We start from the raw sequence: 22,542 nt of genomic DNA on the forward strand, positions 1-22,542 counted from the left end.
CCATCCTGACGACGACGGTTTCGTCTCGGCAGCGTATTGAATACAGGGCGTCGAATACTGCTGCGAACGGCTCGATCCGTTTGATGCAGCACGTCCGTCGAAAACGGTGGCGGTAATGCCGCAGGGGGGATGCTGAGAAATTCAACGTCTTCGCATGACGTCCGGCGGATTGACAATCAACCGAACGCCACGTAGCTTCCCTTTTCAACGCACTGTTGTTCCTCCACCCTATTCATTTCACATCCACTGGAGATCACGATCATGGGACGCCCGGTCACTTTGTTTACAGGTCAATGGGCCGATCTGCCACTCGAAGAACTATGCAAAAAAGCTCGCGAGTTCGGCTACGACGGGCTGGAACTGGCCTGTTGGGGCGACCACTTTGAAGTTGATAAGGCTCTCTCCGACGATTCGTACTGCGCTCACAAACGTGAACTGCTGGAAAAGCACGAACTGAAACTTTTTGCGATTTCCAATCACCTCGTTGGCCAGGCTGTTCTGGACAATATTGATGCTCGCCACAAGACCATTCTTCCTGACTATGTCTGGGGAGATGGAGACCCGGCTGGCGTAAACGAACGTGCCATCGAAGAAATGAAGAACACAGCCCGCGCAGCCCAGAAACTTGGCGTGAGCATTGTGAATGGTTTTACAGGTTCCAGCATTTGGCACCTGATTTACGACTTCCCCCCGACACCAAAGTCAATGTACGACAAAGGATTTGAACTGCTGGCAGAACGCTGGAATCCGATCCTGGATGTCTTCCAGGAATGCGGTATCAAGTTTGCGCTGGAGGTTCATCCAACCGAGATTGCATTCGATATCTACTCGGCAGAACGAGCGCTGGAGGCATTGAATCACCGTGAGGAATTCGGATTCAACTTTGATCCAAGTCACCTGATCTGGCAGGGAGTGGATCCAGTGGAATTCATCCGATACTTTCCTGACCGCATCTACCACGTCCACATGAAGGATGCGTCTGTGACTCTCAATGGCCGGACCGGTATTCTGGGAAGTCACCTGTCGTTCGGGGACCAGCGTCGCGGTTGGGACTTCCGGAGCGTTGGTCGCGGCGGGGTTCGTTTCGAGGAGATCATTCGTGCGTTGAATGCTGTCAAGTACAGCGGACCATTGTCGGTCGAATGGGAAGACAGCGGAATGGATCGCGACCATGGCGCCGCAGAAGCAGCTCAGTTCTGTAAGAACGTTGACTTCCAGCCGTCCGGCAGAGCGTTTGACGCCGCGTTCAGCGAGTAGACGCAACGACGTCACCGATTTGCACTTCGGAATCGCAGCCTGCTGAATGCACCGATGTCTTTGGAAAGCGTTGAGACCGTCCTGGTCGGCATGAAGCTGAAGCTGCGAGAAACATGAAGCTGAAGCTGCGAGAAACTGAGTCCAATGAAGCCCGGCACACGAGCCGGGCTTCATTTTTTTACGCCTGCCATGTCAGGTCGGAGCCAACTGATCATGGTCATGCCAGTCGTTTGGTGGCAACCGTGCCCTCGGGGCTGGTTTTCACATCATACCCGGCAGAATTGATCTCCCCGCGAATCGAATCGGCCGATGCGTAGTCTTTAGCCGCTCGGGCGGCATCGAGTTTCTGGCAGAGCTCCGCAATTCTCGCATCTTCGCCGGTCGACTCTTCTGAACCCCCTGCACCGTCCAGGGGGGCAACTGCCAGGACTTCGTTGATTCGATTCAGCACACCGAGTGCCTGCGCCGGGTCGTCGGGTGTTGACGCAGCCCAGGGCAACACGGCTCCCAGTGCGCCAGCAATATTCAGGTCGTCAGCGAGAGCTTCGGCGAATTCTTTCAGGACGGGGTGTGTGAAATCGACGTCAGCGGCCTTTCCACCGCATGCGGCTTCGAGGCGGCTCCGGAAATCCGTCAACCGTTTCACGGCTCCCGCAGAATCCTGCAGACCTTTCTTCGTGAAGTTCATGTTGGCCCGATAGTGTGATTTGATCAGTTCCAGCCGCAGCACCGCGGGATGAACTTTGATGCCTGTTGCCCGGCCTTCCAGCACGTCGCGAACGGTCCAGAAGTTGCCTTTGCTCTTCGACATCTTTTCCCCTTCGACCATCAGGAAGCGTGCATGCATCCAGAAACGCGCGAAGGAATCGGCGCCAGTTGCTCCTCGTGACTGGGCAATTTCACATTCGTGGTGAGGAAAGATCAGATCTTCACCACCCGTGTGAATATCGATCACATCACGTCCGAGCCGCTTGCGTGCCATGCACGAACATTCGATGTGCCAACCCGGATAACCAGTGCCCCAGGGCGAATCCCACTTCATGATGTGATGACTGTCCGCCTTCCACAGCATGAAGTCCGCCGGATGCCGCTTATTGGCCTGGTCTTCATCGTTGATGCGACCGCTCGCGTTGGTGAGGAGTCGATCCAGTGTATTTCCGCTGAGCTTGCCGTAGTCCGGGAAGCTTTCCACGCTGTAATACACAACACCATCGGGGCCGACGTAGGCGTGCCCCTTCTTGATGAGCTCGCCGATCATGTCCTGCATGGTGTCGATGTTTTCGGTGGCTTTCAGAATATTATCCCGTTCTGATGCGACTTTGACACCAAGAGTCTGAGCATCCTGAAGAAAGGCTTTCATGTAGTAATCGGCGACCTGGTATGGGTCATCAGGATTCTCGACTGCACCCTCAGCGACTTTGCCGGATTTCTTGTCCGCCTTCATTCTCTTGGCGGCGGCTTCCATTTTGTCTTCTCCGCCACCGTCCGCATTACTGTCGTCAGTCATGTGTCCAACGTCCGTGATATTCATCACGTGATGGACGGAATGACCAAAAAACTCAAGCGTTCGTCGGATGATGTCAGCGAACAGAAACGACCGAAAATTTCCGATGTGCGCGAAGTCATAAACCGTCGGGCCACAGCTGTACATACGGATGCAGTCTGCATCGACCGGCTGAAAAGTCTCGGTGTTGTTCGTTAGCGTGTTGTAAAAACGGATTTCCATAACATCCACTCAAAGCTGACCCCGGGGCTGCGTGACATGAACGCACTGACTATCAAACCCATGACAGTCTTGATTGCCCAAAGGTTGCATCACCAGGATGCAGTTTTCTGAAACAGTGTCCTATTCCCGAGTTCGTCCATCGTCGATGGCACGCAGTTGAGAATAATGGATCGCGAATCTCGTGTGCAGTCCGAATAACGACCGCGTTTGCCTGTCTCACCATTTCTCACAGGACTACCACCGGGCAGGCTGCAAAATTCGGCAGATTCAGCCTTCCTGCCGTCTCTGGCGGTCGGTCCGGAAGGCACGCGCAGGTCGGATTGGCGGTGGCAGCTTCCGTCGGTGAGTTCAAAGATGTCGGGGATCAGGCCAAACCGGTGTTCAGCGGTTGTAGTTCTGGCGGAACAAACAGACCGTTGTCTCGAATGAGCTCATCATCGAACCAGATTTGACCACCGCCATAATCCGGGCGCTGGATCAGAACCAGGTCCCAATGGACGCAGCTTCGGTTTCCATTGTCGGCCTCGTCGTAGGCGTTTCCGGGAGTAAAGTGGAAGGATCCCCCAATCTTCTCGTCAAACAGGGTGTCCAGCATCGGATGAAGGATGTGATTGTTGGTTCCGATTGCGAATTCACCGATGTACCGAGCTCCCTCGTCGGAATCCAGGATTTCGTTCAGGCGATCGGTCGCGTTTTGAGAAGTCGCTTTGGTGATACGTCCGTCCTGAAACTCGAAGCGAATTCCATCAAACACAGTACCCTGGTATCGGGACGCTGTATTGAATTGAATCGTTCCATTGACGCTGTCTTTGACAGGTGCCGTAAAGCATTCTCCATCCGGAATATTACATTCCCCGGCACACGGAACGGCAGGAATCCCTTTGATGGAGAACGACAAGTCAGTACCGGGAGCCGTGATTCTGACTCGATCTGCAGCTTCCATCCGCGCCTTCAATGGCTGCAGGTCAGCCGCCATTTTTGCATAGTCCGCCGTGCAGACATTGAAATAAAAATCCTCGAACTGCTCGCAACTCTGGTTCGCAGCCTGTGCCATGGAGGGCGTTGGGTAACGCAGAACAACCCAGCGAGTCCTGGGGACGCGAAGGCTGATGTGCACCGGCTGCCACCAATGTTTCTGATACAGACTCATCTTCTCAGAGGGAACATCAGCGAACTCATTGGAATTGGCCGATCCCCGAATTCCAATGTACGCGTCCATTTCCTTCATCACAGACGCTTCGAACTTCCCTGACAGCGACATGCTGGATTCCGTTGCACCGCGGTACAAACTTCGCAAGACGGCGTTCGACTTCGTCGAAACAACAGGAATTGCGCCCAGCCGATAGACTTCTTCAACAAGTCGACAGACCAATGCTGGCTCAGGAAGGTCAAATGCTTCGATCAGAATCTTTTCACCTGTTTGTAGCCGACAACTGTGGTGAATAAGCGTCTGTGCCAGCTTATCTATGCGATGGTCCTGCATCGGATGTGCCTTCGAGCGGTTCGCGAAATCCAGTGAATTCTCTGTTCAGGTTCTACCTGCAGTCCGAAGGTTAAGGCACATCCTTCGGGTTCACAATACTGGGTTCGAATGTGAACCCGGGATTGCCCGGGTGAGACGATTCTCTGGTTCAGAATCCGGCCTCAGATACCACACGTGCCGCCCAGCAAAATACCTGAGTAATGCGGTGTTCGCGTCCGTGCCCATGTCTCGAGCCCAGACGATTTTCGATGCATCGATGTCAGCTCTGTTGTAGACCCATTCTTCATGTGGAGAATGGCCGGTGGCATACTGCACCACCACCAGATGTTGACCGTCCCTGGCATTCAGAGAATCGGCAACTTCCTGGCGATCGTATTGCCAGCCCTTGTGATCGCCGACCACCAGACGCAGCACGGCAACCCCAAACAGAATCGATTGCAGGAGAATTGCCAGGGCCGACACATTTGGTACCCGGGGCGAAGGTAACTCAACCTCAAGCCTGCGAAGGCCTGCAACACCCAGAAGAAAAAAGACTGGCAGCACAGGGGACAGGTAGTGGGAATACAACCATACGGCCATCGACGATCCGAACAGCAACAAACCCAGTGAACTCAGCAGGACAATCAGCTGCCCTCGAGAAAGCCCCGTGCCGAAACTGGATGTTCCAGAGGCACCCGCTTCCGCATTTCGATGCCCGTCGCCGGTCGAACGCCCAGTGGAACTGTGGCGGCGCACACTGTAGAGAATCAACAGCCCGAGCACTGGCGAGAGTAGTACCATCATCGCCATTGAAAAGTAGTGAAATTTTACACGCAGGAATGACGCCAGAGAACGCTGAGCCTGCCAGGCATTGGTCTCCCAGTCTGTGTGAAATTCCTTCAGCATCTCGTGGCGATATTCAGGAGCTGGCTGGGGTGGTTGCTGGAAAACAAACAGCGGCCCTGTCATGTACATTTTCGAATGGAACGCATACGGCAGATTCAACATGTTGCCAGTCACGTACTTGTTGTACGTCGCCATCCCCAAAAGAACGAGAATCAGCAATAGAGAGCCCGGAATCAGCTGAATGCCCCGTGACATACTCAGGCAAATCGGTTGGCGGCGAAACAGGGTATGGGCAACGCTGATCAAAACAGGAAGGCTCACCAGCAATCCCTCGAAGGGGCGGCTGTTCGCGAGAATTGCAAGGCCTGCCGCTGCCAGCACACCTGATTTCCATGTGAACTGCTCGCCCCAGAGTTTCCATCCGCCCAACAGTAATGCCGCTCCCACAACCGCCGGAGCACCGCCCATATACGTCTGTCCCCAGGACAACATCAATCCGGAATGCGTCAGGGCGAGGCAGCCCCCGATGATGGACCAGCGACGATCAAACCAGACGTGCAGCATCCAGACAATTGACGCAACAGCGGCGCTTGTAGAGAGCCAGACTCCGGCCAGTGGCGTACCCAACAGGATCTGTCCCAAGGCAAGAAATAATCCCTGAGCGGGCGGATACTTGGACGCATAACTCGGCTGTTGAAGAACATGCATCGTTTCAAAATGCGGCCACATCGGATGCGTTGCATTTGTGCAGCGGCCGCCAGCGTAGGTGTCGGCGGCAAGCAAATAGCTGAATTCATCATGTAACGTGGGAACAGGCCATTTGAGCCACGAGATCCCAGCGCTAAGCATGAAGGTAACGACAAGGAATGCCACCGCCGTTTTCGCTTGTCTGTCGGATACTCCGAACCGCGAATCCAACGGCAATTCGGACACGTGACTGGCGTACGGTGCAGTCGCTGATGCTTCGAATGCATCGTCAGTGACAGGTTCCTGCATCATGTTGCTGATCACGCACGCCGAATGCCGGCAAATCGAAGTTTCCCCCAGGTAATTCGCTGAGACGCGGGCTCAAAATACCGGTGCAGCAAGTTCAGGATCGTATCCGCGTGGCTCAGCCATTGGCTGTACGTTTCAAGCTCGTGCTCGGTCATGGTCGCGAAGGCATCCAGCTTGTCCGACATCATACGCATCAGGGATCGATTGGAAATGAAGTGGACGGTCTGCAGAAACGCCGTCTTCCAGGGTTCGATCACGAAAAACTGTCCGTTTGGTCGAAGGACGCGATGCACTTCCGACAAGACACTTTGGAGGTCGCCTGGCAGTTCAGGTAAATGATGCAGTCCGCCCTGCACAATAAGGATGTCTCTGGAGCAGTCATCGAAGGGAAGTTTGCGACAGTCGGCAACGTAGCATTTCGCTGGTCCGTCGTACTGCTCCAGCAGCTTTGCGGAAAGATCAACCCCTTCCAGTCGCTCAAACCCAAACTCCTGCAATGCGCGAAGGCCGTTTCCCCGACCGCAGAAGATTTCGACGATCTGCTTCTCGCGGTCCCAGGTCTCGGCGCCGAATGCTCGCAGACGCTGAACAAATTTGCGAATCTCCTGCTCAGGTGTTTCAAATCGTCGATAGGCCGCTTCCCATTCGGAATCGCAGCAGACCTGAGCATCGGTGGTTTCAATCAGTGTGGCCATGGGGAGAGATTTCAAAGCGGGAGAACAGCGGAGACTGATGAGTTGACAAGGAAAGCGGACATCGAGCGGGAGGCAGATTAATTTTGCCTGACCGAATCTGAAACGCCCTTTCCGCGGCGTGCCAGGGAAAGCAGTCCGCACATAAATGTTGAAATGAGTGTTTGGTAGCCCAGTGCCATCAGTGTGACAGCGGGAATGACCCACCGCATGGTGCTGGCGTGATCCAGTGGACCGAATCCGGTGTTCTTCCAGTGAACGATGCGGGTGGCCAGAAGGATGGTGCCCACAACGGCCATCGCCCCTCCAAACAGGATGCCGCGTTCCGGTCGTGCCAGCCGGATGATTCGGTCCATCGATTCATTCCGTGGCAGCATGCCTTCGGAGACTGCGAACATCCGAGCAAAGACGCCAAAGTACAGGGACTGTGCTCCCATCAGGATGGCCAGACTGGCAACCAGAAGAGAATGCACACCCAGTGTGGCCCCAAAGATCGAAACCCCCGGAAGTGCCAGGGAATAGCCCAGCACACCCAGAGCAATCAAGAGCAGGCCGGGAACCGCGAAGAACCAGCGCGGGCTGTAAATCAGGAAGAAGCGAAGCGTTCGCCAGCCGTCCCGAAACGTCTTCAGATGTGGCGCATGTGCCTTGCGGCCGTCCGGATGTAAAGTGATGGGGATCTCATCGATCTGCCGTCCAAAACGAGCGGTCTTGATCACCATCTCCGTGGCGAACTCCATGCCTGTGCAGCGAAGATTCAAATCGTCATACAGATTTCTTGTGAATCCACGAAGCCCACAGTAGACATCGTTAATCGGAGCGCGAAACAGAAAACGAACCAGTTGTGTGAGCATCGGATTTCCCGGCCACCGATGCAAAGCTGGCATCGCTCCCGGAAGAATTGTTCCACCGCCCTTCGGAAGGCGGCATCCCTGGACCAGTTCTGCGCCAGCTCGCAGACGCTCGACAAAACGAGGAATGTCGCCGAAGTCGTAGCTGTCGTCGGCGTCGCCCATGATGACGTATTTGCCGAGGGATGCTTCAATCCCCCCCATGAGCGCGCTACCGTAGCCTTTATCACTCACGTTCACGACCCGCGCACCGGCCTGAAGCGCAATCAACTGCGAACCGTCCGTACTGCCATTGTCTGCAATCACAATTTCGGCTTCGATATCGATGCTTCGTATCGCCGCCTGAGCTTTCAGGATGCAGATTTCCAGCGTATCTGCTTCGTTCAGGCATGGCATCACGACCGACAGTTCGACGGGACGTGCGACCGTGGAGGTCCCTCGTGGAAAGGTTCGAATGGCAGCCTGAATCATGGTTTACCTTTTGCAACGAGTCGGCCCAAATTGCGTTACTGTCAATATTCCTCCCGTTTGCCTGTGCTAACCCGAGTTTTACGGCGAGGTGATTGGGAAGCCCCGACTGGCGATGCAGTTGCGCAGTCTTTGCGGGCTGAAGCAGATATTCAGAGACATCACTGGATGCCGGTCGTGCGCGCGTTCACGGTTGAATGTCCTGGCTGGATCGATTCTTCCGACTCTTCAGAGACGGCCACTTCAACCCGGCAGTGCTGGTGGATTCTGCCGGGATTGCTATTGTTCAGTAATTGTGGCCGTCTCTCTGAGACCGCGTTTTGCCTGCTCACCTTTTTCACGTGTCGTCAGCGTGCGACAGCGGGTTGTTTTCGTGGCCGACTTCCGACGCAAGCGTCGACATCTGCGACTCCCCATCTGGACCAGTGTTGTCCTGATGACGGTGAACCTTGCGCTGATGATCATTCTGATTGTTCAGCTCGCCCAGCAGAGTCTTTGGATGGCTTTGACGCTGGGAACTGTGGGGATGGGAATCAGTCTCTTTGGGATTTCGTTCTATTCGTTTCTGACGATCAAAGAGATTCAGCTCAATCGAAGACAATCAAATTTCGTCGACAGTGTGACTCACGAACTAAAGACACCCATTGCTGCTTTGCGGCTTTATCTTGACACGCTGATTCTGCGCGACCCCGGGCCGGAGGACCGACAGGATTTTTATGCCACGATGGATCGTGAGCTGGGCCGTCTGGATCGGCTCATTAATCAATTGCTGGAGGTCGGGCGTCTTGACGCAATCGGTGACCAGACCGAAGCGGAACTGGTCAGCCTTCCGCAACTGCTGCAGCACTGTGCGGAAACTGCATCACTGAATCACAAGGTGGACATGAACGAAGTGTTTCAGATGGAGATCACGCCGATTTCGGTGATGTCTCGACGGCTATTGCTGGAGATGATCTTTGGCAATCTGCTGGACAACGCCGTGAAGTATGGTGGAACTCCGCCACGAGTTTTTGTTTCTGCATTTCCACGCGGGGCTGATCGAGTGGTCATTCGCATTCGGGATAATGGTCCGGGCGTTCCGGAAGATCATCGCCGCCGCATCTTTCAGATGTTCTTTCGCGGCAATGACGAATTGCAGCGGACAAAGACTGGAACCGGGCTGGGACTCTACATCGTAAAAACGCTGGTCGGAATCCTGAAGGGCCGCATCTCGGTACTGGATGTCAGCACTCAGGAGGCCACTGGAAGCATCTTCGAAGTCATCCTTCCTGGTCGGCAAGTGAGTGCGCCGACTCCTGAATTGTCGACGGCAGACAGCCTGCGGGCTCGCGTGGCACAGCTGGCACTGGCGGGCCGCCACGCCCTGGAAGTCGTATCATGGAAATCTGCGGACGCTGTGGATTCGAACAGGAAGGGGGCATCCAGCGATGAAATTTCTGCAGCAAAAGAAGATAATCAATCGCAGAAGTCGATCGGGGCAACCGCAATTGGTGACCGGGATTCTCATCCAGGTCTTGCGGAAGGTGCGACCCGGTCGCAGACCGTGAAAGAATCAGAGGGTTCAGTATGAGGATCCTGGTTGTTGAAGATGAGGATGCGATCGCGAAAGGGTTGAAGTTCAACTTCGAGCGGGAAGGCTATCAGGTCGATACCGTCTCCAACGGAATGTCTGCACTCGAACTTTACGAATCTGCCCAGCCACCCATCGATCTGGTTGTTCTGGATTTGATGTTGCCTCAGATGAGCGGCTACGAGACCTGCCGCGCGCTTCGGCGTCTGGACGTGGATATTCCTGTGCTCGCTCTGACGGCGCGAACCCTGTCGGAAGACAAGGCACAGGCGTTTGACTGCGGAGTGGATCAGTATCTGACGAAACCATTTTCGCTGCCGGAATTGCTGAGCCGTGTTCGGAATCTTCTGGATCGTCATCGAAGAATTGTGCAGCGGAATGTTGCTGTGAGAGCAACCGAAGATGTGGTTCGATTCGGAGATGTGACCGTCGACTTTGGTCGCTTCGAACTCCGGCGCGGTTCTGAAGTGCACGCTTTGACGACACGGGAGCAGGAATTGCTTCGCTATTTCCTGGAACATGACGGAGCCGTGCTTTCGAGGGCACGTCTGCAGTCTGAGGTCTGGAAGGATTCGGCTGATATTTCAAGTCGGTCCATTGATAATTTTGTGATGCGTCTTCGGCGGATGATTGAATCCGATTCTTCCTCGCCCAGGCATCTGCTGTCCATTCGGGGCACTGGTTACCGTTTTCTGCGTGATCCTTCGCCTGATGTGGGTGCTGACGAATCCTGACGGAATTTCGGCATCGACTCCGGCGATCCGTTCTTCGTACTTCACGCCAGCCCGAAGATTTGCGTTGCGTTGGCTGTTGTCCGCGCTGCAAGTTCTTCCAGAGAGAGTCCGTGAACTTCTGCCAGGCATTCTGCCGTGAATTTTACGTAAGCTGGTTCGTTCCGTTTGCCTCGGAACGCCTGCGGCGCGAGGTAGGGCGAATCCGTTTCAACCAGCAGACGATCCAGCGGTATTGTTCGTGCCACTTCGCGCATCGCATCATTCTTCCTGAATGTCACCATACCGGCGAATGAGATGGACATTCCCATTTCGATGCATTCCGCAGCCATTTCTGCATCTCCACAGAACGCATGCATGAGGCCGTTCAGTGGACCATTTTCAAAGTCTTCGCGAAGTATCTCCATCACTTCCGGCTCAGCCTCGCGGCAATGGACGACGAACGGCTTTCCTGCATTACGAGAAAGCTGCAGATGACGACGAAAATAATCGCGCTGGACTTCCAGCGGTGAATCGTCCCAGTACTTGTCGAGCCCCGTTTCACCGATGCCCACAACGCGCGGATGCTGCGCCAGATCCAGAATTTTTTCCCAGTCGCCAGGTTTGACCTCGTGCGTGTAGTTCGGATGAATACCGACAACGGCAGAAATCGCGGCATGCTGATTACTAAGTACGATCGCGGCCTGACTTGATTCGACCGTTGTTCCGATCGTGACCATCTTCACGATACCGGCGTCATTGGCTCGTCGAATCACATCGTCAATTTCCCGCTGAAAAGTTTCCGAATCCAGGTGGCAGTGCGTGTCGATCAGTTGAATAGACATGGAACCGTTTCGTGTGAGCCCTGATCCGGGCGACAGCCACTCACATCCAGTGACTGGTGAAAGTGCCTCGCGCGAATCGGAGATAAATGGCAAGAGAACCAGAGGCTGCCGGACGGCCGCATTGGTGCCCGAGCCGAACTGGTGCCTGAACAGTGTAGAAATACTTTTTGCCGCGAAACAATGCCGCGGGGACAAAAGTGCTGATGACTCGTGGGAACTGGCGAATTCCTTGATAGCCACCACTGGGTGGACTCTGCGTGTCCGGATATCATCCTGCGGCCTTTGCTGGTCATGCGAGGGTGCTGTCCGATTGGCAGAGACGAATTTATGATGATTTCGGTTTGGAAACAGAAATGGACGAGACATCCAGACTCAATGAACTGCGGCGTGCACTGACAGAGTGTGACGCGACCGCATTTCTTGTGGAGCCTCGGGTGATTCGACGAGTCATCCGTGATCGGCATGGATACGCCCGATTATCGACGTCCATTCCACACACCGAATCGCAGGTGGTCTCTGACAGCGATCTCCGGGCCCTCACCCATCCCGATGAATTGGGACTGCAGACTTTTCAGACACTACCGTCGACCGCCCTTCTGATTGCTCAGCCGGAAGAGGGTGAACTTGATCACTGGCCCATCCAGGAGCTTCTGCAACTGATCTGGCGACGACTTTTTCACGGAACCATCGACCGGGAGTTGCTTCAGAAGACGCGAGGTCCATTGAATCGAGGTGAGGTACAAAATCGGATTGCTGCGATCGGACAGGTGGAATTTGACGAGGCACATTTCGTACTGAAATCAGAGCACCGACTGGTCGACAGCCAGTCTCGCATCGAAGGCTACTGTGAATTTGCCGCGATTTATCTCGAGCTTCAGCGATTCGCGCCCGACCTGCTGCCCGTTTGGTTTCCATCACTGGATGGGCGCATCCACGTCAATGAAGTCATCGCCAACGATCTGGATGCAGATGCCATTTTCAGGGCGACTCAATTGGTCGGTGCTCCTTCACCGGATCTGACCCCTCGCCAGATTCGGGACGAAGAACGGCTGACAAGCACACGGCAGGACTGGTCACTTGGAGTTGGATCCAGTCCTTCGGATCGCGCGTATCTGAGGCAAATGAAACGACGTGACCGGGCCCTGGAACGTGGCAACACAGTCGGGGCAATGACCTGCGCTATGCAGGCGGCCGAACGGGCCACGACCGAGGAAAAGCGAACGTCTGCCCATCAAAAGGCACGCCTGGATATTGAACAACTGATTCTGCGACTGCGTGCAGCGCTTCAGTTCGATGAAGCGGAAGTCGAAGACTGGCGTGCATCGATCTGGGAACTGGCAACCAATTCAATTCATGGTTTCTGGAACGCTGATAAACGCCTTTTGTTCGATCTGCAGAAAGTCTGTCTCGATCATGAACGCGTGATTTACCGAGTGGACCTTGTCAAATGGCTTGTCAGCCGTGGCAGCCGCCCTTTGCGGAGGTCACTGACGACGATCCGCGAAGTGATGATGGCAAAACACCTCGCCAGCTCAGCCTCCCGTCTGGTGAACGTTCGACTGAGCGGTTCGGAGCGGGAACGCCTCTACGGGCTGCTGCATGAGGCCGCTCATCTGGCCGAAGAGCAAATGCGTGAACGCATGCGTCCAGCCGTTCGGCAAACACTGATCGGTGTTGGTCTGCAGCCGGACAACCTCCCTGATCAGGTGGCATTCGATAAGCTGATCGAAGACTCACTCGATTGTGTGGCAGAACGCGGCTATCTGACGATGGGTTACCTGCGAGACAGCATTAGTCGAAACGACTTGAAGCTGCCGGACCTGAAATATGCGAGCGAACTGATTCGCGGCGACCATCTTCTGCGAGCCGATGACCAGCTCGACGTGTCAATGGACGGAGTCTATCGGCGCGGCGAGTTCTATCTGCGTTGGCTGCAGATCACCAGTTCCATGTTTTTTGGAACGCCCATGGGACGATTCGCAACTCTGTTCCTGATCATCCCGTTCGGTGGGGCCAAGATCATCGTTGTGGGTGTCGAGCACATAATCCATCTTTTCACTGGAAAAGGACGTCATCAGGCTGGAGCACCCTCTGACGCAGCCGATCCAGCCGAACCCTTGCAGGGTGACGAGGATTCCGGGGCCGGGTCCGATTCTGATGCAGCTGAACCTGCCGCTGAAGTGCAGGAGGCATCAGTAAGAATCCCCGCAAATGACGCGTCCCCGGACGCCTTCGGTGGGAACAGCCGATCGGCCGAAGTGATGGGGGCCACTTCGAGCGAACTTGTCGGAAAGAGCCAAACGGAGAATTCCAGTCTGCAGACGTCGCGTACAGAGGCGACGATTTCGGACGACAATGACGCGTCCAGCGTCGTGGGGACATCAGGAGAGCGACCGGATCCGGAATTTGCATCTCGGTTTCGATTAGATGGGGCTGACCTGGATGTCGATCAAGCTATTCCCACGGTCCTGGTTCAGGAGGCTTCTTCAGATCCGGTGCGAGATGTTATTGCCAAAGAGGTCTCCTCGCTTTCGCTGGTCCTGGCGGTTGGGCTGGTCTTGATGGGCCTGATTCATGTACCAACCTTTCGGCAATACACTGTTCGGATTCTGAAACGTGTGTGGAAACTGGTTCATCGAGTGGCAATCGACTGGCCGGCAAGAATTCTGCAGTTGCCGTTCGTTCAGATGCTCTGGCGGAACCGAACATTCGTTCGGATTCGCCGTGTCTTCATCAGTCCGTTTCTGATTTCGCTGGCTTTTTGTCAGTGGCTTCCATGGCTGTTTGGCCTGCAGCCCAGGAACTGGTGGTGGGTGACCGTGATCGGCGCGCTGCTCAGTCTTGCGTTGAACAGCCGACTTGGACGCGATGCGGAAGAGCTGACTGCCGAATGGCTGGCAAATCTCTGGTACAATTTCCATGCCCGAGTTCTGATGGCTGTCATTGACTGGATTATCGACTTCTTCAAGACGTTACTGGGGTTTGTGGAGCGTTTCCTTTATGCGGTGGATGAATGGCTTCGATTCCACAGTGCCGAAAGCTGGTTTACCGTCGTTGCCAAGGCCATTCTGGGTGTCATCTGGTCGTTCGTTTCCTTTCTCATCAGAATCTATGTCAATCTGATGATCGAGCCGACGTTTCATCCGGTGAAACATTTCCCGGTGGTTACCGTGGCTCACAAGATGCTCTTTCCATTTCTTCTGGTGCTCGACCAGATGATGCGGGAATCGTTGACCCCTTATCTGGGTGGACCGCTGGCGTTTTCGGTGACATGGTTCAACATCTTCTTTCTTCCGGGCCTCTTCGGGTTTGCGGTCTGGGAATTGAAGGAAAACTGGCGTTTGTACGACGCCAATCGCGAGCCCAGTCTGACTCCGTCGGCTGTTGGAAGTCATGGCGAAACCGTTCCTCGCCTGATGAAGCCAGGCTTTCATTCAGGGACTCTGCCGAAGCTCTTTCGCCGCATGCGGCGACTGGAACAGAAAGAAGCGTCGATTCGACGTTACAGCCTGCGTCGCGCTGCGCGCGAGCAGCTCGAACATGTTGAAAGAGACGTCCGGCGTTTTGTGGACCGTGAATTCATTCGTCTGCTGGACCTGTGCCCTCCGTGGAAAGACTTTGGGATTGCCTGCAAACATGTTCATGTGGCATCAAACAGTATTCAGGTGCAGATTACCTGCCGTCGTCTTGGGCATATCCCGTTGACGCTGCTGTTTCAGGAACAAAGTGGCTGGGCGGTGGCGACAATCGCCAACACTGGTTGGCTTCGTTTTGCATCCAGCGAACAAACGCTTGTTTTAGAACACGCACTGGAAGGTTTTTATCGCAAAGCGGGCATCGAACTTGTTCGTGAGCAGCTCTGCGAGAACCTGATTGGGGCACACGAATACGACATTAATTCGGTTGGCCTCGCGATCTGGCCCAACCGCTTGTTTCATCGTGAAATCACAGTGGATCTCGATAGAAGCCAAACCCTTCGCCCAACACCGGCAACAGAGGCCGCAACCTATAATCTGCTGCCAATCGATCGACAGAAGGTTGTCTTCAGTGATTCAAAAACGCAGTGGGCAACCTGGAAGGAAATGTGGCAACCCGCAATTCCATCCGGTTCGACAGAAACGCCTTTGGCATCATCGATGCCTGTTCGTATTCGTCTTATTCAACAGGACTGGCGACCGTAGCAGTTCTGAGAATTCATCAGCGCTGAACAAAAATGAACAGGTTGGCATTTCCTTGTTTTCATTACGACGGTTAAATCGCCCTCTCCGTTCAGGGGCATGTGGCAGCAGGGTCTGACCATATTGATCCGGAGTTTGTCTGATTAACAGAATCAGGGAACGAGTTATGGGTCACAGCGACCAATGGCAGCTCGTCGAGATGGGGTTTATCGATAGCCTCCCTGATGGCGTTGCATTCGTAGATAGTGACCTGCGAGTGCAGTGGACCAACAGGCCATTCCTATCGATTCTTGGCCACGCAGATTCGCCGGTCGGACGCACTCTGACTGAGCTGCTGACTTCGCCGGAGTTTCCGGAGATTGATCTGTCGCCGCTGACCAGTGAGGATCCCGGCCAGCCCCAGCACAGGCTCATTCTTCGTGTCGATTCGCGAAAGTGGCTGGGATTACGCTCGCGACCCTGTTCAGCACGGACGCCCGGGCGGGCACAGGAATCAGCATCAGGATCCCAGGTGGATGCGAATTCAGAGGTGATCGATGGCTACGCCGTTACCGTGCGTGATGTCAGCCTTGAGGTCATGGAACGGCAAAAACAGGAGGCGATTTACAGGGCTGGCCTGGAACTCGGCAATCTCTCTCCGGATGAGGTCACCAGCATGTCACACGACGAACGTGTGGATCTGCTGAAAGAGAGTATTCTGGAATTCACTCAGGATATCCTTGGCTACAAGACGTTCGAGATTCGTCAGCTGAATCCTTTCACTCAGGAGTTGTTGCCGCTTCTGGAATTCGGCATGAACCCGGAAGCTGCCGCCCGGCGGCTGTTTGCAAGACCCGAGGAAAACGGTGTCACAGGCTACGTGGCATACACCGGTACGCCCTACCTTTGTAACGATACACTGGTTGACCCACGGTACTTGTGCGGGATCAACGATGCCCACAGCTCTCTGACAGTACCGCTGATGCTGCGGGACATCGTGCTGGGAACATTTAACGTTGAGAGTCCCGGCACACGTGCTTTTGACGAACAGGACCTTGAATTCTTGCTTCTGTTTGGCCGCATTGTTGCCAACGAATTGAATCAGCTTCAACTGCTGGTTGCGGAAAAGGTCACCACCGAAACGCAGAATTCCGACCGCCTTCGACGTGAGATCTCAGATCCCAGCGATATTATCCTGCGCGACGCAACGTGGATTCTGGAACGCTATATTGGACACGATCCCGATGTTTGTGATCGCCTGCATCGCATCGTCGAAGCCACCCGGAAGATCAGCGGTCGAATTGATCATGTGGACGAGGGCGGGCCGTCGACGTCCATGGTCGGTTCTGTGATTGCCAGAGAACCCCGACCGAAACTGCGCCGTAAACGCATTCTTGTGATCGACGGGGACATCGTCGCTCGTGACGACGCCCACACATTGCTGGGTCAGATGGGGTGCTTTGTGGAGGCTGTCCCGAATTGTGAAGACGCCTGCCTGATGGCGCGATCGCATCACTACGACGTGATCCTGACTGACATCAGGCTGCCTGACAAGAACGGCTATGAGTGTTTTCGCCAACTCAGGGATATCAACGCAAATGTTCCAATCATCATGATGACTGGTTTTGGATATGACCCGACGCATTCCATCGTGAATGCTCGAAAAGAAGGATTGAAGTCCGTCTTGTACAAACCCTTCCGCCGTGGCCAACTCCTCGATGAAGTCGAGAAAGCCGTCTCGACACCGCCCCCTCATGATTCATAATGCAGGCCCGCCGCTGAATAATGACAACTGACGATTCGGCTTCGAACAAAATGGAAAGTGTGGCTGCGGATATCGATCTTCAACGGCAGGCACGCTGCGGATTTCCTGAAGTCATCTACGGCGAAGGCAAGACAGCCGACCTGATCGTTCACATCATGAAAACGCAGCAAGCCGCCGGCCAGGCCTGTCTTGCGACACGTGTGACGGAGGAACAGGCGAATGTGGTCCGCGCCGCGTTTCCCGCTACGATCTACAATCCGGTTGCGCGAACGGTGCGGCTGGTCGCACCCGAAGCGATGGCTGGAAACTTTGAAAATCCACCGACGAGTGCTGCCATCGTGCGAAGTACTCCGGGACCGACAGCAAACGCATCAGGGACGGGGTCTCAGAAGGTACTGGTTGTAACGGCGGGAAGCAGTGACATGCCCGTCGCTGAAGAGGCCCTCGAAACACTTCGGTGGATGAATGTGGCCTGCGAGTTGATCGCGGATTGCGGGGTTGCCGGACCACACCGTCTGCAACGTCATGTCGCACGTCTTCAGGGGGCGAGCGTGATAGTCTGCGTTGCCGGAATGGAAGCCGCGTTACCTTCGGTTGTCGGTGGTTTCGTCAGCTGTCCGGTCATTGGTGTTCCGACATCCGTCGGCTACGGGGCTTCCCTTCAGGGGGTGACAGCATTTTTATCGATGCTCACCTGCTGCTCATCAAACGTAACGGTCGTCAATATTGATGCCGGGTTTAAGGGTGGCTACGTTGCCGGTCTTATCGCTTCGCGAATGCAAGCCAGCGCTGCCCCCGAAAATTGATCGCCGTCTGTTTTCTCGCACCGTTTCAACATTCGATCATCGTAAGCTGCACGCCCGCGAATTGCAGGAGCGAACTCGGGATCGATAGAATTGCGTGATTCCACTTTTCCCCGATGTCCGGCGTGAGAATGCCTGCAGAAATGAATTCAGCATGACTGCAGTTCGCGTGGTTTGCCCGGAATATCAACCCAGAAGACAGACTCAATGCAATTTCAACTGCGATGCGGCTTGATCACGCTTTTCACCATCTTCCTCGATGTTCATCCGGCTTCCGGCCAAACGCCTGAAGCGGGACCGCTGCCAACCACCCATTTTGTGAATCCTATTGCGGAAGGTGCTGATCCGTGGGTGACGCGGGATCCGCAAAGCGGGAAGTACCTTTGGTGTCTGAGCGACGGTAATCGAGCGATTGTGATTCACAGAAGTGTTTCGCTGACAACTTTTGGCGAGAAGCATGTCGTCTGGACAGCACCCGAAACCGGTCCGTATTCCCGCGAAGTCTGGGCACCGGAATTACATTTTGTGGAAGGGCGATGGGTGATTTATTTTGCAGCTTCAGATGGGCAGAATAAGAATCACCTCGCCTATGCGTTGCAGTCGAAAACCGATGATCCACTTAGCGAATACGCTCTTCACGGACCATTCGAAACGGGGGATTCAGAGCAAGAGAATCGCTGGGCTATTGATATGACTCTGCTCGAACATCGAGGCCGGAGATACGCTATCTGGTCGGGATGGGATACGGCCACCAGTGACCGACAGTACCTTTACATCGCTCCAATGGCGTCGCCGACCGTTTTGTCAGGGCGAAGGGTAATGCTCTGTGACAATGCGGATTTCCCATGGGAGTTTACAGAAGACGAAGGAAAGGGACGTGGATTGAATGAAGGTCCGGAAGTTTTGAAATCGGCGGATCGGACATTCGTCACCTATTCGTGCGGTGGTTCATGGCTTCCAACCTATAAGCTGGGAATGCTGGAACTGGTTGGCGATGATCCCCTGAACCCAGCGTCATGGAAGAAGTTTGATCAGCCCGTTTTTCAAAGCACTTCCAAAACCTACGGTGTCGGGCATTCGTGTTTCGTCCGTTCGCCGGACAGCAAAGAATTCTGGCACATCTTTCATGCAAAAATGGATCGCAGTGGTGGGTGGCGTCGCGCGGTGTTCGTCCAGCCATTCAGGTTCTCAACCGACGGTTTTCCAGAGTTCGGTCAGCCCGTGACAGCTGGGGAACCATTGATGCGACCGTCCGGTTCTGAAATGCCAATGTTGCAATTGCCATATCAAAGCGACCTGACCACAGATCACAGTTACTTTGGACACCACCAGTTTTACGAACCGCTGGACGGAGGGTTAAAGCTTGGAACGCCACCTGCGGAGCCGGTGAACGTGTACCGAAGCGGCGAAAAGATCCTCCTGAATGCTTTGGTTCCCAACGATTTCACGGCAAGTATCAACATCAACTTTAATGGGAATTCGGAGTCAACGGATGCGGGTCTGCTCTTCAGGACCACAGCTCCCGCTGTGGGGTTTGATGCTCAAAGAGGTTATTTCGTTGGCCTGAAGCCAAAGGAAAACACCGTATTGCTCGGCAAAATGGATGGTCGGCAGTGGAAAGAACTGATTCGAAAGCCGGTGTCTATCGATGTCTCAAAAGAGCAGCGTCTGAGTGTGACCGTCGTTGGAGACGAAATTTCCGTAAAAGTGAATGGCATAGCCGTGCTGTCACAGACCGATTCGGCATATGCATCGGGAACGGTCGGCCTTCGGGTTGTCAATACGACGGCTGTATTCAGTAAATTCAATCTGACGAAACCCATGGCCGTTGATCGTCTGTCTGAGTGACAACGCCTTCCCGAATCTCGCAGTTGTCCATGTCCATCATTTTTGGGTGGTGGTGCTGCTGCTTCGGTGGGCTTGTGGTTTACTGACGCGGATACAGAATTGGGCAACCTGGCAGACACCGATTGACACCGATCGGTAATCCGGAGACAGTAATGTCGGCTCTGGCGGTGCGATGCACAGGCTGATGTTTCGTCAGCCAGGATACTTTGCGTGTCCATCAGAATAAGGTGCAAGTGAGCAGAAGCCTGCTTCTGTCACTTGGGCAGAGCTGACGGGGTGATTCGTCACCCCGTTTTGTTTTCAATCATCGTGAAAAGTTTGCGGGCCGCATAGCAAACCTGAGTATTCAAAAATGGCATGGATCATTGCTGCTGCAGTCGCAATGGCTATCGCAGTCGCCTTTGTACTATTGAAGTCGACGCAGGATTCGAAATCCACGCCTCCCCGGCGTAAGCCCGAGCCATTCACGCTGGCGGATTTGCTTGAACGACTCCAACTTACGGAAGAAGACGCCCGTCAGCTGGAATCGCCGCAATGGCGCAAGGCCTTCATTCCAAAATCCAGTGGCGGAACTCGCCTTCTCGAAATTCCGGATGACGTCACTCTGGCTTTGCAACGCCGAATTCTGCATCGACTTTTGTCCGGGCTCAAAAGTCATCCTGCGGCCATTGGCTTTGAGAACGGCAAAAGCATTGTCGATGCCGCCAGACCTCATTCGGGAAAGCAATTTGTCATCCGAATTGATATCGAACGGTTCTTCGAATCAACACCGGTCACGCGCGTCGAAGAATATTTTCGATTCATCGGCTGGACGGATGATGCGATCAGGCTGCTGACGACGATCACGACCTGCGAAGGTCATTTGCCGCAGGGGGCCGCCACCAGTCCGCGGCTCAGCAATCTGGTTAATATCCGCATGGACCATGCTTTGCAGAACGTGGCGGAGCGATTTCACGGGCACTATACCCGCTATGCAGATGACATTACATTCTCATTTCACTTTCGCAGTGGCCGTAAGGCTCGAGGCATCGTTCAGGTGATACGCCGAATTCTCAGGCAATCCGGTTATCGTATGAATTCGGAAAAGACCCGCATTTTGCGAGCACACCAGCAGCAGCAGGTGATGGGCCTGGTTGTCAACGAAAAGGTCGCCATTCCCCGATCGCGACGCCGCCAGTTGAGAGCGGCCCGTCATCGGGTGCGTCAGGGAAAGCCTGCGACCTTCAGTCCTGAACAGCTGCAGGGATGGACTGCCTTCGAAAAAATGGTAGAAGACCAGGCATCGATAGACTGATTGATGCCAGGGTTCAAAATGTCCTGATTCGATTCTTCGGTTCTCAGTGGAGGATCAATCGGAGATGGCGTCTGAAACTGCAACAATGGTGAGCGAAATGTCTGGATATTTTGGGTCCGGTAATGACAGCCGACCAGAACTTAACGACAGATCAGAATTCATGTTTGGCAAAAGACTGCAATACTCGTTAATGCTCCTCTTCCTTCTGTGCGGCGTAGATGCTTTCGCAGTTGATAAGTCACTGGAAGGCATTGCATGTCGGTCGGTGCATTTGGCATGGGCAGAAGTGCCGGATGCGACAGCTTTCTACAATGAAGCACATGTCCAGCAGTCGGCTGACGGAACATACTTTGCCGTCTGTGGTTTCAGCCGCGGATACTATGGCATCCAGGAATTGTACGACGGTCGCAAGGTGATCATCTTTTCGGTCTGGGATCCCGGCAAACAAAATAACCCAAATGAAGTCGACGAGGCTCAACGTGTCAAGTTGCTGTACAATCATCCGGATGTCACTGTGCGAAGGTTCGGCAATGAAGGCACTGGTGGGCAGAGCTTTCTGAATTTCGACTGGAAGGTCGGGCAGACGTATCGGTTCGCTGTGGCGGCAAGACGTAATACCAATCGAACCGAATACGCTTCGTTCTTTTTTCATCCCGACAAGAAGGAGTGGCTTCATCTTGTCACCTTCAGCACGTTGACTCCGGATACGTTGCTTAAGGGATACTATTCGTTTGTCGAAGACTTTCGTCGAAATCGTGAATCCGCCCAGAAGACTCGTACAGCTTTGTTTTCAAATCCTGCGGTGCGGCAAATCGACGGTCAATGGTCGCCGGTCCGAAAGGCTCGCTTTACAGCGGATTCAAATCCGGCTGTGAATATCAACGCTGGTCTAAGGGATGGTCAGTGTTACCTTTCGACAGGCGGAGAAATCAGCAATACAGACACCCCTTTGAACCACTTCATCACCCGAACGAATGTCGAAACTGTGGTGCCGGAAGGTGTGGAGCAGGTGATCCGTGCGTGGCTGGAAAGTCCGTTGAAGTAGCCAAGGGGGCCCCGGGGCTTCTCATGTTTCCCGATGAATCTGGCGGGTCTTCTGTCATAACGACAGACGCACGACACATTTTGTCTACAATTCGTCGAGCCCCTGGATGGCCGTGTATTAGTCGGCCGACTGCCTCCGGGTTGGAATCGGTCGGCGCACGCTCGCCGTTGAATCACATGGGGCTTACCACCACGTCATCAGGGCGCA

15 protein-coding genes are annotated in these 22,542 nt (G+C 54.4%); 9 read left to right on the forward strand and 6 right to left on the reverse strand.

Features of this window, described 5'->3' with window-relative positions:
* Window positions 1-261 precede the first annotated feature (261 nt).
* Window positions 262-1,257, forward strand: coding sequence for a sugar phosphate isomerase/epimerase (locus R3C20_23810; GenBank protein MEZ6043535.1), 996 nt, complete (start codon window positions 262-264; stop codon window positions 1,255-1,257).
* Between the two features lie 217 nt (window positions 1,258-1,474).
* Here the strand turns inward: R3C20_23810 and cysS are convergent, their stop codons facing one another.
* From cysS to R3C20_23835, 5 genes are all read right to left on the reverse strand, one after another.
* Window positions 1,475-2,983 carry a cysteine--tRNA ligase gene (cysS, locus tag R3C20_23815; protein MEZ6043536.1) on the reverse strand — a complete coding sequence of 503 codons (1,509 nt, stop codon included), beginning with the start codon at window positions 2,981-2,983 and terminating at the stop codon, window positions 1,475-1,477.
* 364 nt (window positions 2,984-3,347) lie between these two features.
* Window positions 3,348-4,466: an aminopeptidase gene (locus R3C20_23820; protein MEZ6043537.1), complete on the reverse strand. Its 1,119-nt coding sequence runs from the start codon at window positions 4,464-4,466 to the stop codon at window positions 3,348-3,350.
* A 90-nt stretch (window positions 4,467-4,556) separates the two neighbouring features.
* Window positions 4,557-6,164 (reverse strand): hypothetical protein, encoded by a 1,608-nt coding sequence (locus tag R3C20_23825; GenBank protein ID MEZ6043538.1) that lies wholly within the window; start codon window positions 6,162-6,164, stop codon window positions 4,557-4,559.
* A gap of 134 nt (window positions 6,165-6,298) precedes the next feature.
* Window positions 6,299-6,982 carry a class I SAM-dependent methyltransferase gene (locus R3C20_23830; GenBank protein MEZ6043539.1) on the reverse strand — a complete coding sequence of 228 codons (684 nt, stop codon included), beginning with the start codon at window positions 6,980-6,982 and terminating at the stop codon, window positions 6,299-6,301.
* Between the two features lie 77 nt (window positions 6,983-7,059).
* A complete protein-coding gene (locus tag R3C20_23835) occupies window positions 7,060-8,301 on the reverse strand; it encodes a glycosyltransferase family 2 protein (GenBank protein ID MEZ6043540.1) in 1,242 nt (413 codons plus the stop codon).
* A 370-nt stretch (window positions 8,302-8,671) separates the two neighbouring features.
* Between R3C20_23835 and R3C20_23840 the strand changes: the two genes are divergently transcribed.
* Both R3C20_23840 and R3C20_23845 read left to right on the forward strand, forming a co-directional pair.
* Window positions 8,672-9,868: an MFS domain-containing histidine kinase gene (locus tag R3C20_23840; GenBank protein ID MEZ6043541.1), complete on the forward strand. Its 1,197-nt coding sequence runs from the start codon at window positions 8,672-8,674 to the stop codon at window positions 9,866-9,868.
* Window positions 9,865-10,602, forward strand: coding sequence for a response regulator transcription factor (locus R3C20_23845; GenBank protein ID MEZ6043542.1), 738 nt, complete (start codon window positions 9,865-9,867; stop codon window positions 10,600-10,602). Before R3C20_23840 ends, R3C20_23845 begins: the two co-directional genes overlap by 4 nt.
* A 41-nt stretch (window positions 10,603-10,643) precedes the next feature.
* On the opposite strand, the gene R3C20_23850 is transcribed toward R3C20_23845, so the two are convergent.
* Window positions 10,644-11,423 carry a TatD family hydrolase gene (locus tag R3C20_23850; GenBank protein ID MEZ6043543.1) on the reverse strand — a complete coding sequence of 260 codons (780 nt, stop codon included), beginning with the start codon at window positions 11,421-11,423 and terminating at the stop codon, window positions 10,644-10,646.
* A gap of 353 nt (window positions 11,424-11,776) precedes the next feature.
* On the opposite strand from R3C20_23850, the gene R3C20_23855 reads away from it, so the two are divergent.
* From R3C20_23855 to R3C20_23880, 6 genes are all read left to right on the forward strand, one after another.
* On the forward strand, window positions 11,777-15,604 hold the full coding sequence (locus R3C20_23855; GenBank protein MEZ6043544.1) for a hypothetical protein: 3,828 nt from the start codon (window positions 11,777-11,779) through the stop codon (window positions 15,602-15,604).
* 163 nt (window positions 15,605-15,767) lie between these two features.
* Window positions 15,768-17,345: a response regulator gene (locus R3C20_23860; GenBank protein MEZ6043545.1), complete on the forward strand. Its 1,578-nt coding sequence runs from the start codon at window positions 15,768-15,770 to the stop codon at window positions 17,343-17,345.
* A 20-nt stretch (window positions 17,346-17,365) separates the two neighbouring features.
* On the forward strand, window positions 17,366-18,151 hold the full coding sequence (larB, locus tag R3C20_23865; GenBank protein ID MEZ6043546.1) for a nickel pincer cofactor biosynthesis protein LarB: 786 nt from the start codon (window positions 17,366-17,368) through the stop codon (window positions 18,149-18,151).
* Window positions 18,152-18,355: 204 nt separating this feature from the next.
* Window positions 18,356-19,996, forward strand: coding sequence for a glycoside hydrolase family 43 protein (locus tag R3C20_23870; protein MEZ6043547.1), 1,641 nt, complete (start codon window positions 18,356-18,358; stop codon window positions 19,994-19,996).
* 352 nt (window positions 19,997-20,348) lie between these two features.
* Window positions 20,349-21,290, forward strand: a complete 942-nt coding sequence (locus R3C20_23875) for a reverse transcriptase family protein (GenBank protein MEZ6043548.1) — start codon at window positions 20,349-20,351, stop codon at window positions 21,288-21,290.
* Window positions 21,291-21,354: 64 nt separating this feature from the next.
* On the forward strand, window positions 21,355-22,335 hold the full coding sequence (locus R3C20_23880) for a DUF3472 domain-containing protein (protein ID MEZ6043549.1): 981 nt from the start codon (window positions 21,355-21,357) through the stop codon (window positions 22,333-22,335).
* The last annotated feature ends 207 nt before the right edge of the window (window positions 22,336-22,542 follow it).

The sequence above is a fragment of the Planctomycetaceae bacterium genome (assembly GCA_041398825.1).
Classification (GTDB): domain Bacteria; phylum Planctomycetota; class Planctomycetia; order Planctomycetales; family Planctomycetaceae; genus F1-80-MAGs062.

Excerpts from the sequence above, each read along its gene's own strand:
- R3C20_23810 (MEZ6043535.1), top strand. The coding sequence starts at position 262 with ATGGGACGCCCGGTCACTTTGTTTACAGGTCAATGGGCCGATCTGCCA.
- R3C20_23870 (MEZ6043547.1), top strand. The coding sequence starts at position 18,356 with ATGCAATTTCAACTGCGATGCGGCTTGATCACGCTTTTCACCATCTTC.
- R3C20_23835 (MEZ6043540.1), bottom strand. The coding sequence starts at position 8,301 with ATGATTCAGGCTGCCATTCGAACCTTTCCACGAGGGACCTCCACGGTC.
- R3C20_23875 (MEZ6043548.1), top strand. The coding sequence starts at position 20,349 with ATGGCATGGATCATTGCTGCTGCAGTCGCAATGGCTATCGCAGTCGCC.
- larB (MEZ6043546.1), top strand. The coding sequence starts at position 17,366 with ATGACAACTGACGATTCGGCTTCGAACAAAATGGAAAGTGTGGCTGCG.
- R3C20_23820 (MEZ6043537.1), bottom strand. The coding sequence starts at position 4,466 with ATGCAGGACCATCGCATAGATAAGCTGGCACAGACGCTTATTCACCAC.
- R3C20_23830 (MEZ6043539.1), bottom strand. The coding sequence starts at position 6,982 with ATGGCCACACTGATTGAAACCACCGATGCTCAGGTCTGCTGCGATTCC.
- R3C20_23860 (MEZ6043545.1), top strand. The coding sequence starts at position 15,768 with ATGGGTCACAGCGACCAATGGCAGCTCGTCGAGATGGGGTTTATCGAT.
- R3C20_23855 (MEZ6043544.1), top strand. The coding sequence starts at position 11,777 with ATGGACGAGACATCCAGACTCAATGAACTGCGGCGTGCACTGACAGAG.
- R3C20_23845 (MEZ6043542.1), top strand. The coding sequence starts at position 9,865 with ATGAGGATCCTGGTTGTTGAAGATGAGGATGCGATCGCGAAAGGGTTG.
- R3C20_23850 (MEZ6043543.1), bottom strand. The coding sequence starts at position 11,423 with ATGTCTATTCAACTGATCGACACGCACTGCCACCTGGATTCGGAAACT.
- R3C20_23880 (MEZ6043549.1), top strand. The coding sequence starts at position 21,355 with ATGGCGTCTGAAACTGCAACAATGGTGAGCGAAATGTCTGGATATTTT.
- cysS (MEZ6043536.1), bottom strand. The coding sequence starts at position 2,983 with ATGGAAATCCGTTTTTACAACACGCTAACGAACAACACCGAGACTTTT.